Source organism: Streptomyces sp. NPDC043854, from assembly GCF_056436005.1.
In genome coordinates this window covers 23,751-36,340 of the sequence record NZ_JBWKDK010000059.1, presented here as the reverse complement: position 1 = coordinate 36,340, position 12,590 = coordinate 23,751, and the positions used below count along the sequence as shown (strand labels likewise).

Below are 12,590 nucleotides of genomic sequence, written 5' to 3'. Positions count from 1 at the left end.
ATCACACCGCCCGCCGGGAGCGCCTGCATCAGCCGGCCGCGCGCCGCGACCAGCGCACACGCGTCGTCCAGCGACAGCACCCCGGCCACATGGGCGGCCGCGACCTCGCCGATCGAGTGCCCGGCCACGAAGTCCGGCTTCAGGCCCCAGGACTCGACCAGGCGGAACAGCGCCACCTCGAGCGCGAACAGGGCGGGCTGGGTGTACTCGGTCCGGTCCAGGAGCTCCGCGTCCGATCCGAACAGGGCCTCCTTCAGCGGGAGTTCCAGCCGCTCGCAGACCGCGTCCAGCGCGGCCGCGAACACCGGCCGGGTCTCGTACAGCTCGCGGCCCATGCCGAGGCGCTGGCTGCCCTGGCCGGTGAACAGGAAGGCGACCTTCCCGCCGGCCGGCGAGCCCGTCACCGCGCCCGCCGCGGAACCGCCCTCCGCCAGCGCCGCCAGACCGGCGAGCAGGCCCTCACGGTCCGCCGCCACGACCGCGGCGCGGTCCTCGAACTGCGCCCGGCCCGCCGTCAGGGACCAGGCGATGTCGAGCGGCGCGGTCCCGTCGTGTTCCCGGGCGTACGCGAGCAGCCGTGCCGCCTGCTCGCGCAGGGCGTCCCGGCCCTTCGCCGAGAGGAGCCACGGCACGGCCTGCGCCGCCGCCGGGGGTGCGGTGTCCCGGGGCTGCTGCTCCGGGGCGCGGTCGGCCTCCGGCGCCTGCTCGATGATGGTGTGGACGTTGGTGCCGCTGACGCCGAACGCGGAGACGCCGGCCCGGTACGGACGCCCGGTTTCCGGCCACGGCCGCTGCTCGGTGAGCAGGGAGACCGCTCCGGCCTCCCAGTCGACGTGTGAGGTCGGCGCGTCGATGTGCAGGGTCTTCGGCAGGACTCCGTGCCGCATCGCCATGACCATCTTGATGATGCCGGCGATGCCGGCGGTGTTCTGGGTGTGCCCGATGTTCGACTTCAGGGAGCCGAGCCACAGCGGCCGGTCCGCGGGGCGGTCCTGGCCGTACGTGGCGAGCAGTGCCTGGGCCTCGATGGGGTCGCCCAGGGTGGTGCCGGTGCCGTGGGCCTCGACGGCGTCGATGTCGTCGGGGGTGAGGCGGGCGCTTTCGAGGGCTTGGCGGATGACGCGCTGCTGGGCGGGCCCGTTGGGGGCGGTGAGGCCGTTGCTGGCGCCGTCCTGGTTGACGGCCGAGCCGCGGACGAGGGCCAGGATCCGGTGGCCGTTGCGGCGGGCGTCGGACAGGCGTTCCACGAGCAGCACGCCGACGCCCTCCGACCAGCCGGTGCCGTCCGCGGCCTCGGCGAAGGACTTGCAGCGGCCGTCGGGCGACAGGCCGCGCTGGCGGCTGAACTCGACGAAGACGTCCGGCCCGGCGAGGACGGTCACGCCGGCGGCCACCGCCAGGGAGCACTCGCCCTGGCGGAGGGCCTGGACGGCCATGTGCAGCGCGACGGAGGAGGACGAGCAGGCCGTGTCGACGGTGGCGGCGGGGCCCTCCAGCCCGAACACGTAGGCGAGGCGGCCGGAGACCACGCTGGAGGCGGTACCGGTGAGGAGGTGCCCCTCCACCCCGTCGGGCAGGTCGCCCGAGCCGGCGCCGTACGCATTGGCGGACGCGCCGACGAAGACCCCGGCCCGGCTGCCGCGCAGGGTCGCCGGGTCGATGCCGGCCCGTTCGAAGACCTCCCAGGTGGTCTCCAGGAGGAGCCGCTGCTGCGGGTCCATGGCGAGGGCCTCGCGCGGGGAGATCCCGAAGAAGACCGGGTCGAACTCGGGGGCCCCGTAGAGGAATCCGCCGTGGCGGGCGTAGGTGGTGCCGGGGTGGTCCGGGTCGGGGTCGTACAGCGACTCGACGTCCCAGCCGCGGTCGGCGGGGAAGCCCGAGATGGCGTCGCCGCCGCTCTCGACGAGCTTCCACAGGTCCTCGGGCGAGCCGACTCCGCCGGGGAAGCGGCAGCTCATGCCGACGATCGCGACGGGTTCGCGGGAGGCGTCGGTGAGCTCCTGGTTCCGGCGGCGCAGCCGCTCGGTTTCCTTCAGGGAGGCCCGCAGCGCTTCAACGACTTTTTCGTTCGGGGTGGTCATCATTTGCTCCGCACTTCGGGCACGTCAGAAGTTGCTGTTGCTGGTCGTGTTGCCGGGGGTGTCGTCGTCCTCGGGGCCGCCACCGCCGTCGAGGGCGAGGTCGAGGAGGTCCTGGAGGTCCATCGTGTCGATGGACGCGACCGGGTCGGCGGTGTCCGGGCCGGCGGTGTCGGCGGCGGCCGGGGTGTCGGGTCCGGCGAGCCGGAGGAGGGTGTCGAGGAGTCCTGCGGCGCGTATGCGGCCCAGGGGGATGGCGGCCAGCGTCCGGCGCAGCTCGGCGTCCTGCGGGTCGGCGTCCGGGTCTGCTGCCCCGCCGGGCGCGCCGGCCGCGGCACCGCCGGTCCCCTCGGTGAAGAGGGTGCGCAGCAGGTGGCGGGTCAGGGCCTGCGGGTTGGGGTAATCGAAGACGAGGCTGGACGGCAGCCGCAGCCCGCACGCGGTGCCGAGGCGGTTGCGCAGGTCGACCGCGGTCAGGGAGTCGAAGCCGAGGTCCTTGAACGCCCGGTCGGGTGCGACGGCGTCGGCGGACGGGTGGCCGAGGGCCGCGGCCGCGTGCTCGCGCACGAGGTCGAGGAGGGCGGTGTCGCGGTCGTCCCCGGACAGTTCGGCCAGCCGCCGGAGCAGGTCCGCGGACGGGTCGCCGGCCGTGGCCGTGCTTCCGGTCGCCGGGTCCTGGCGCAGTGCGGCGCGTACCTCGGGCAGGTCGCCGATGAGCGGGCGGGGCCGGGCCGCGGCGAACACCGGCGCGAACCGCGCCCAGTCGACGTCGGCGACGGTCACCGCCGTGTCCGGGCCCGCCAGGGCGCGTTCCAGCGCCAGCAGGTTCGTCGCCGGGGCCACGGGCGGCAGTCCGCGCCGGGTGAGCTGCTCCTCGGCGTCGCCTTCGGCGGCCATGCCGCCGTCGGCCCACGGTCCCCAGGCGATCGCCGTGGCGGCGAGCCCGCGGGCGGCGCGGCGTTCGGCGAGCGCGTCGAGGAAGGTGTTCGCGGCCGCGTACGCCCCCTGGCCGCCGCTGCCCCAGGTGCCGGCGATGGACGCGAAGAGGACGAACGCGTCGAGGGAGTCCGGCGCGTCGAACAGCGCGTCGAGGTGGACGGCGCCGGCGGTCTTGGCGGTGAGGACCCGGGCGAACCCGGGCAGGTCGGTGCCGGTGCCGGGGGGCTGGGAGACGCCCGCGGCATGGACCACGGCGCGCACCGGGGTGCCGTCGGCCGCAAGGCGTGCGACGAGCGCTCCGAGCGCGTCCCGGTCGGTGACGTCGCAGGCGGCGAGGGTCACGGCCGCGCCGAGCGCTTCGAGCTCCGTACGGGTCTCGGCGGCGCCGGGCGCGTCGGCGCCGCTGCGGCTGACGAGGACGAGGCGTTCCGCGCCGCGTTCGGCGAGGCGCCGGGCCACGTGGCGGCCGAGCGCGCCCGTGCCGCCGGTGACGAGCACGGTGCCGCGCGGGGTCCACCGGGCGGTGGAGCCGTTGTCGGCGGGGGTGGCCCGGTCGAGGCGGCGTACGAGGGTGCCGGCGGGGCGGATCGCCAGCTGGTCCTCGTCGCCGGCGCCGGTGAGGGCGTCGGTGAGCCGGGACAGGGTGCGCTCGTCGCACACCTCGGGCAGGTCGACGAGTCCGCCCCAGCGGGCGGGGTGCTCCAGGGCGAGGACCCGGCCCAGGCCCCAGACCTGGGACTGGGCGGCGCCGCCGAGGGTGTCGCCGGGGGCGGCGGCGACGGCGTCGCGGGTGACGCACCACAGGGGGGCGTCGGCGCAGCCGGGGTCCGCGCCCGGTTCGGTGAGCACGGAGGCGAGGGCGTGGGTGAGGGCGAGCCCGACGGGCACTCCGGGGTGCTCCGGGTGCGGCCGCTCGTCGAGCGCGAGGAGCGACAGGATGCCGGTGACCGGCTCCGGCCCGGCAGCGGCCGCTGCCGTCTCGCGCAGCCGCTCGTCCAGGCGGGCCCGCAGCACGGCCGGGTCGCTGTCGGCGGTGTCGAGCGGGAGCGGCAGGATCCGGGCGCCGCCGTCGCGCATGCGGTCGGTCAGGGCGCGGACCCACGGGTCGTCCGCCTGCGGGGCCGGTACGGCCACCAGCCAGGTGCCGGCGGGGGCTGCTGCGGTGTCCCGGCTGCCGGTCCACGGCTGCCAGGTGACGCGGTAGAGCAGGGAGTCGGCCTGCGCCTGGGCCTGCCGGCCGCGCCGCCAGGCGGAGAGGGCGGGCAGGGCGCTGCCGATCGGCTCGTCGCCGTCGATGGCGAACTCGGCGGCGAGCGCGGTCAGGTCGGCCCGCTCGACGACATCCCAGAACCGGGCGTCGGCCTCGGTCACGGCCGGGCCGCCCTGAGCCGCCCCGCCCGCGCGCGCGGCGGCGGGCTCGGGCCAGTGGCGCCGCGGCCGGAAGGGGTAGGTGGGCAGGTCGACGCGGCGGGCGCCGGTGCCGGCGTAGTACGCCGACCAGTCGACGTCGGCGCCGTGGACATGGGCCTGGGCGAGTGCGGTGACGACGGTCTCGGCCTCGGGGCGGCCCGTGCGCAGGACGGGCACGAACACGGCGTCCTCGGTCACGCAGTCCTGGGCGAGGGCGGAGAGCACTGCGTCGGGCCCGAGTTCGAGGTACGCCGTGACGCCGGCGGCCTCCAGGGCGCGGACGCCGTCGAGGAAGCGGACGCAGTCGCGGACGTGCCGGACCCAGAAGTCGGCGGAGGCCATCTCGTCGATGATCAGGGCGCCGGTCAGGTTGGACACGACCGGGATGCGCGGGGCCGCGTACGTGAGCCCCTCGGCGACCTTGCGGAAGGCGTCGAGCATGCCGTCCATGTGCGGCGAGTGGAAGGCGTGGCTGACGGCGAGCCGCTTGGTCTTGCGGCCGGAGAACGACGCGGCGACGGCGGCCGCCGCGTCCTCGTCGCCGGCGATGACCACCGACTGCGGGCCGTTGACCGCGGCGATGCCCACCCGGTCGGTGAGCAGCGGCGCGACCTCGTCCTCCGAAGCCTGCACGGCGATCATCGCGCCGCCGGCGGGCAGCGCCTGCATCAGGCGCCCGCGGGCCGCGACCAGGGTGCACGCGTCGTCCAGGGACAGCACCCCGGCGACGTGCGCGGCGGCGACCTCGCCGATCGAGTGGCCGGACAGGAAGTCCGGCTTCAGGCCCCGGCTCTCCACGAGCCGGAACAGGGCGACCTCGACGGCGAACAGGGCCGGCTGGGTGTACTCCGTCCGGTCCAGCAGACCGGCGTCGGTGCCGAACAGCACGTCCTTCAGCGGCAGTTCGAGCTGTGTGTCGAACCGTTCGCAGACCGCGTCCAGCGCGGCCGCGAACACGGGGTGGGCGTCGTACAGCTCGCGGCCCATGCCCAGGCGCTGGCTGCCCTGACCGGTGAACAGGAACGCCAGCCGGCCGCCGGTCGCCGACCCGCGGATCAGGCCCGGGGTCTGTTCGCCGGCCGCGAGGGCGGTGAGCGCGCCGAGCAGGCCCGCGCGGTCGGCGGCGGCGAACGCCGCCCGGTGTTCGAGGCCTGCGCGGCCGGTGGCCAGGGAGTACGCCAGGTCGATGAGACCGGAGCCGTTCTCGCCACCGGCTTCGGCGACGGGGAGCAGCCGGGCGGCCTGGGCGCGGAGCGCCTGGGGGTTCCCGGCCGACAGGAGGTAGGGGAACGGCCCGGTGGCCGAGGCCGTCGGCGTCGGCGCGGGCCGGTCCGCGGGCTCGGGGGCCTGCTCGATGACGGTGTGGGCGTTGGTGCCGCTGATGCCGAACGAGGACACCGCGGCGCGCCGCGGCCGACTGGTATCCGGCCAGGCCGTGGCCTCCGTCAGCAGGGCGATGTCGCCCGTCGACCAGTCCACGTGCGGGGTGGGCTCGTCCACGTGCAGGGTCTGCGGCAGCAGCCCGTGGCGCATCGCCATGACCATCTTGATGACACCCGCGACACCGGCGGCCGCCTGCGTGTGCCCGATGTTGGACTTGATCGAGCCGAGCAGCAGCGGCTGGTCGGCCGGCCGGTCCTGGCCGTACGTGGCCAGCAGCGCCTGCGCCTCGATCGGGTCACCCAGCCGCGTGCCGGTGCCGTGCGCCTCGACCGCGTCCACGTCAGTGGCGGACAGGCCCGCGCTCGCGAGGGCGGCACGGATCACGCGCTGCTGCGCGGGCCCGTTGGGCGCCGTCAGGCCGTTGCTCGCACCGTCCTGGTTCACGGCGGAACCGCGCACGACCGCCAGCACCGGGTGTCCGTTGCGCCGGGCGTCCGACAGCCGCTCCACGAGCAGCACGCCGACGCCCTCACCCCAGCCCGTGCCGTCCGCCGCGGCGGCGAACGCCTTGCAGCGGCCGTCGGGGGCGAGCCCGCCCTGATGGCTGAACTCGCTGAAGGTGCCCGGCGTCGACATGACCGTCACACCGCCCGCGAGCGCCAGGCCGCACTCACCGGCCCGCAGCGCCTGGATCGCCCAGTGCAGGGCGACCAGCGAGGACGAGCAGGCGGTGTCGACGGTGACGGCCGGGCCCTCCAGGCCCAGGGCGTAGGCGACGCGGCCGGACATGACGCTGCCCGCATTGCCGGTCATCACGTGGCCGAGGACGCCGTCCGCGTCAGCGGACCGCTCCAGCTGGGCGTCGTAGCCGGTGTAGGAGGCGCCGACGAAGACGCCGGCCCGGCTGCCGCGCAGCGTCGAGGGGTCGATGCCGGCCCGCTCGACCGCCTCCCAGGAGGCTTCCAGCAGGAGCCGCTGCTGCGGGTCCATGGCCAGGGCCTCGCGCGGCGAGATCCCGAAGAAGTCGGCGTCGAAGGAGTCGGCGTCGTAGAGGAATCCGCCCTGGAAGGCGCGGCCGTGGCCGTCCTCCGCGGCGCGCAGTTCGGCGGTGTCCCAGCCGCGGTTGCCGGGGAGTCCGGCGATGGCGTCGCCGCCGGTCTCGACGAGCCGCCACAGCTCCTCGGGGGTGCGGACGCCCCCGGGGTAGCGGCAGCTCATGGCGACGATCGCGATGGGGTCGTCGGCGGCGGCCGCCCCGGCCGTGCCCGATTCCGCAGCGCGGTCGAACTCGTCCTCCTCGCCGAGGAGTTCGGTGCGCAGTCGGCGGGCGAGCGCCGTGGGCGTCGGGTAGTCGAAGACGAGGGTGCTGGCCAGGCGCAGACCGGTGGCCGCGCCGAGCCGGTTGCGGAGCTCGACGGCGGTCAGCGAGTCGAAGCCGAGGTCCTTGAACGCCTTGGCGGGCTCGATGTGTTCGGCCGAGGCATGGCCGAGTACGGCAGCGACCTGTGCCCGTACCAGGTCGAGCAGGACGCGGTCCTGTTCGGGCCGGGTGAGGCCGGCGAGCCGTTCGGCGAGCGGGGTGCCGCCGTCGGTACGGGTGCGTGCGGTACGGCGTCCCGCCGGGCCCAGGAGCTCCCGGAACACGGGGGCGACCGGGCCGGGCGCGGCAGCCTCGCGGAGGGCGGCCGGGTTCAGTCGGGCGGGTACGAGGGCGGGCCGGCCGGAGGCCAGTGCGGCGTCGAGCAGGGCCATGCCGTCGGCGGCGGAGAGGGCGCCCATGCCCTGCTGCTCCATGCGGCGCAGCTGGGCCTCGTCGAGTCCGCCGGTCATGCCGCTGGTGTCGGCCCACAGGCCCCAGGCCAGCGCCGTGGCGGGCAGGCCCTGCTGGTGGCGGTGCTCGGCGAGGGCGTCCAAGAGGACGTTGGCGCACGCGTAGTTGGCCTGGCCGGCGCTGCCGAGGGTGCCGGCGGCGGCGGAGTAGAGGACGAACGCCGTGACCGGCAGGTCGCGGGTCAGCTCGTGCAGGTGGAGGGCGGCGACGGCCTTCCCCTGCAGGACCGTGTCCAGGCGTTCGGGGGTGAGGGAGCCGATCACGCCGTCGTCGAGGACGCCCGCCGTGTGGACGACGGTGGTGAGGGGGTGCTCGGCGGGGATCGCGGACAGGACGGCGGCCAGGCCGTCGCGGTCGGCGGCGTCGCAGGCGGCCCAGGTGACCTCGGCCCCCAGCGCGGCGAGTTCCGCGCTGCGTTCGGCGGCCCCGGGGGCGTCGGCGCCGCGGCGGCCGAGCAGCAGCAGCCGGCGCACGCCGTGGGCGGTGACGAGGTGGCGGGCGACGATCCCGGCGAGGGTGCCGGAGCCGCCGGTGATCAGGGCGGTGCCGTCCGGGTCGACGGCGGCACCGCCGGCCGGGCCGGTCAGGCGGGTGCGGCGCAGCCGGGGGACGTGGACGGCTCCGTCGCGCAGCAGCAGCTCCGGCTCGCCGGAGGCGAGGGCCGCGGCGAGGACGGCCGCACCGGCCGGGTCGGAGAGCACCGCCGGGTCGGAGAGGCCGGGGACGTCGGCGAGGACGAAGCGGCCGGGGTTCTCGGTCTCCGCGGAACGCAGCAGGCCACGGACGGCGGCGTGCGGCAGGTCTTCGCCGCCCCCGCCGGGACCGGCGACCGCGCCGCTGGTCAGCACGACCAGGCGGGAGGCCGCGAACCGGTCGTCGGCCAGCCAGGCGTGCACCAGGGCCAGCGCCCGGTGCGTGGCCCCGCGCAGGGCGTCCGGGCCGGTGCCGGCGGCCTGCCGGGGGAAGGGGGCCAGGACGTTCGCCGGTACGGGGGCCCCGGCGTCGACGGCCGCGGTCAGCTCCGCCAGGTCGGCGTAGCGGGTGGCCGGGCCGAACCCGACGGGGCCGAGCACGGCCCAGCCGCCGGACGGCTCGGCCGCCGCACCGGTGGTGCCCGGCAGCGGCCGCGGCTGCGGCAGCGGCAGCGGCGTCCAGTCGAGCTGGAACAGCGCCTCGCGCACCACGGCCGGTACGGGCTGCGGGGAGCCGCCGGCGGCGGGGGCCGTGAAGGGCTGCGGGGCCAGGCGGCCGACGGTGGCCACCGGGTCGCCGTGGTCGTCGGCGAGGTCCAGGGCGAACGCCGGGCCGGCGGAGCCGCCGGCGGCCGGCCGGATACGGACGCGCAGGGCGCCCGCGCCGACCGCGTGCAGGGTGACGTCCGACCAGATGCTGCCGGGGCCGACGCCCGCATCGCGGCCGTCGGCGTCCGGGCCGTCGGCCGCCAGGGCGGTCGCGGCGTGCGCTGCGGCGTCCAGCAGCGCCGGGTGCAGTCCGAACCCGGCGCCCTGCGGCCCGCCTTCGGGCAGGCGGACCTGCGCGAAGTACTCGCCGTCCAGGAACCAGGCCGCCTCCACGGCCCGGAACAGCGGGCCGCGCCGGAGGTCGGCGTCGGCGGCGTCGTCGTACAGGTGGCCGATGTCGAGGGGTTCGGCTCCGGCGGGCGGCCACGCGGTGAGGCCGGACGGGGCGGGGGACGCCGTGTCCGGCGCACCGGGGGCGAGGACGCCGCGGGCGTGGCTGGTCCAGCCGCCGTCCTCGCCGAGGTCGCCGGCGCCGTTCTCCGGTCGGGCGGAGATGGTGAAGGCCCGGCTGCCTTGCTCGTCGGGGTTCTCGACGAGTACCTGGACCCGTACGCCGCCGCCGTCGGCGGGCAGCGCGAGCGGGGCGTCGAGCTCCAGCTCTACGACGTGGCCGCAGTCGGCCCGGTCGCCGGCGCGTACGGCGAGTTCGACGAACGCGGCGGCCGGCAGCACCGCCGTGCCGGCGAGGGTGTGGTCGGCGAGCCAGGGCTGGGTGCGCAGGGAGAGCCGGCCGGTGCACAGCACGCGGCCGGAGCCGGCGAGGGTGACGGCGGCGCCGAGCAGCGGGTGCACGGCCGGGTCGAGTCCGGCCACGCTCACGTCGCCGGCCGTGGTGGCGCCGGGTTCCAGCCAGTAGCGCTCGTGCTGGAAGGCGTAGGTGGGCAGGTCGATGCGCCGGGCGCCGGTGCCGGCGAAGAACGCCGGCCAGTCGACGGCGGCGCCGCGGGCGTGGGCGCGGGCGAGGGCGGCGAGGGCCGTCTCCGGCTCGGGCCGCCCGGCGCGCAGCGCGGGGACGAAGGCGGCGCCCTCGCCGGTGACGCATTCCTGGGCGAGTGCGGACAGCACCCCTTCGGGCCCGAGTTCGACGTACGTCGTCACACCGGCCGCCTCCAGGGCGCGGACGCCGTCGAGGAAGCGGACCGCCTCCCGGACGTGCCGCACCCAGAAGTCGGCCGAGCCCATCTCGCCGGTGACGAGAGAGCCGGTCAGGCAGGACACCACCGGGATCTGCGGGTCCTGGTACGTGAGCCCCTGCGCCACCCGGCGGAAGGCGTCGAGCATGCCGTCCATGCGGGGCGAGTGGAAGGCATGGCTGACGGAGAGGCGCTTGGTCTTGCGGCCCTGTGCCTCGAAACCGGACGCGACGGCGACGGCCGCGTCCTCGTCACCGGCGACCACGACCGAGCGGGGGCCGTTGACGGCGGCGATGCCCACCCGGTCGGTCAGCAGCGGCAGGACCTCGTCCTCCGAGGCCTGGACGGCGATCATGGCGCCGCCCACGGGCAGTTCCTGCATCAGCCTGGCCCGGGCGGCGACCAGCGCACACGCGTGGTCGAGGGACAGCACGCCCGCCACGTGCGCGGCGGCGATCTCGCCGATGGAGTGTCCGGCGACGGCGTCCGGCCGCAGGCCCCAGCTCTCCATCAGCCGGAACAGCGCGACCTCGACCGCGAACAGGGCCGGCTGCGCGTACCCGGTCCGGTCCAGGAGATCCGCGTCCGATCCGAACAGAACCTCCTTCAGGGGCAGTTCGAGGAACGGGTCGAGGCGGCCGCACACCGCGTCGAGCGCGTCCGCGAACACCGGGTGGGTGTCGTACAGTTCGCGGCCCGTGTCCAGGCGCTGGCTGCCCTGCCCGGTGAAGAGGAACGCGGTCTTGCCCTCGGCCGCGGTGCCGGTGACCAGGCCCGCGGCCTCCTCGCCGGCGGCGAGGGCGGCGAGGGCGGTGTCGAGGTCGTCGTCCGTACGGCCGAGGAGCACCGCGCGGTGTTCCAGGGCGCCGCGGGTGGTGGCGAGCGAGTGGCCGAGGTCGAGGGCCGAGCGGCCGGCGGCGCCCTGCGCCCGGGCGGCGATCAGCCGGTCGGCCTGGGCGCGCAGCGCGGCGGCGCTCCGGCCCGACAGGGTCCACGGCAGCACGGCGGGCACGACCGGGGCCGGGGCCGGGGCCGGGGCCGGAGCCGCGGCGGGTTCCTGCTGCTCGCCCGGCGCTTCCTCCTCGGGGGCCTGCTCGATGACGGTGTGCGCGTTGGTGCCGCTGACGCCGAAGGCGGACACGGCCGCGCGGCGCGGGGACCCGGTCTCGGGCCAGGGCATGGGCTCGGTGAGCAGCGACACCGCTCCCGCCGACCAGTCGACGTCGGGGGTCGGCTCGTCGACGTGGAGGGTCTGCGGGAGGACGCCGTGCCGCATCGCCATGACCATTTTGATGATGCCGGCGACGCCGGCGGCGGCCTGGGTGTGCCCGAGGTTCGACTTGAGGGATCCGAGGCGGAGCGGCCGGCCGGCGGGGCGGTCCTGGCCGTACGTGGCGAGCAGCGCCTGCGCCTCGATGGGGTCACCCAGCCGGGTGCCGGTGCCGTGGGCCTCCACCGCGTCGATCTCGGCGGCCGAGAGGCGGGCGTTCTCGAGCGCCTGGCGGATGACGCGCTGCTGGGACGGCCCGTTGGGGGCGGTGAGGCCGTTGCTGGCGCCGTCCTGGTTGACGGCGGAGCCCCGGACGACGGCCAGCACGGGGTGCCCGTTGCGGCGGGCGTCCGACAGCCGCTCCACGAGCAGGACGCCGACGCCCTCGGACCAGCCGGTGCCGTCGGCGGCCGCGGCGAAGGACTTGCAGCGGCCGTCGGCGGCGAGGCCGCGCTGGCGGCTGAACTCGACGAACACGTCGGGGCTCGGCATCACGCACACGCCGCCGACCAGGGCGAGCGAGCACTCCCGCGCCCGCAGGGCCTGGGTGGCCAGGTGCAGGGCGACCAGCGAGGACGAGCAGGCCGTGTCGATGGTGGCGGCGGGGCCCTCCAGGCCGAGGACGTAGCTGACCCGGCCCGACAGCACGCTGGTGGCGCCACCGGTCAGGAGCAGTCCTTCGAGGCCCTCCGGAACCTCCTTCAGGTCGGCCCCGTACCCCATGGCGCCGGCGCCGATGTAGACGCCGGTGCGGCTGCCGCGCACGGACGCCGGGTCGATTCCGGCGCGCTCGAACACCTCCCACGAGGTTTCGAGGATCTGGCGCTGCTGCGGGTCCATGGCGAGGGCCTCGCGCGGCGATATGCCGAAGAATCCGGGGTCGAACACGGTGGCGTCGTCGAGGAATCCGCCGCCCGTGTTGTAGAAGGTGCCCTTGCGGTCGGGGTCGGGGTCGGCGAGGGAGGCGATGTCCCAGCCGCGGTCGTCGGGGAATCCGGTGATGGCGTCACCGCCCTCGGACACCAGGCGCCACAGGTCCTCGGGGGACCGTACGCCGCCGGGGAAGCGGCAGCTCATCGCGACGATGGCGAGGGGCTCACGGGCGTCCTGCTCGACCTCCTGGAGGCGGCGGCGGGCCCGCCGGAGCTCCGTGGTCATCCACTTCAGGTTTTCGAGAAGCTTTTCTTCGTTCGTGCCGGCCACTGGAACGTCACCTCCTGGAGGAATGCGGAATGCATGCGGGAT

Annotated in this window: 2 protein-coding genes; both read right to left on the bottom strand. The window is 76.3% G+C overall.

The features are described from left to right. Positions 1-2,036: type I polyketide synthase (locus AC068A_RS32310; RefSeq protein ID WP_478589829.1), on the bottom strand; the 2,036-nt coding region annotated here is incomplete at its 3' end. Positions 2,037-2,105: 69 nt separating this feature from the next. Further along, positions 2,106-12,548 carry a type I polyketide synthase gene (locus tag AC068A_RS32305; protein ID WP_478589828.1) on the bottom strand — a complete coding sequence of 3,481 codons (10,443 nt, stop codon included), beginning with the start codon at positions 12,546-12,548 and terminating at the stop codon, positions 2,106-2,108. Between the last annotated feature and the right edge of the window lie 42 nt (positions 12,549-12,590).